1 protein-coding gene is annotated in these 278 nt (G+C 58.6%); it reads left to right on the forward strand.

Annotated features, from left to right (window positions below):
* Positions 1-278 (forward strand): LysE family translocator (locus EN804_RS36975; protein ID WP_135922472.1); only part of this gene is annotated, 278 nt, incomplete at both ends.

Genomic DNA, 278 nt, shown 5'->3' on the forward strand with positions numbered 1-278 from the left:
CTTCACCACCTCCATCACGCCCGGTCCGAACAATATGATGCTGTTTGCTTCCGGCGTGAATTTTGGTTTCCGTCGCACCGTCCCGCATATGCTCGGCATCGGTGCGGGCTTTCTTTCGCTGCTGATCGGGGTCGGATTTGGCCTCGGGGCACTGTTGCATTCGGTACCGGTACTTTACACCGGGCTGAAATTTGCGGGTGGGCTTTATCTCGTCTGGATCGCGTGGAAAATCGGAACGTCCCGCAGCCTCCATGAAGGCACGGCGGCTTCGCAGCCGA

The sequence above is a fragment of the Mesorhizobium sp. M8A.F.Ca.ET.161.01.1.1 genome, from assembly GCF_004792105.1.
GTDB lineage: Bacteria > Pseudomonadota > Alphaproteobacteria > Rhizobiales > Rhizobiaceae > Mesorhizobium.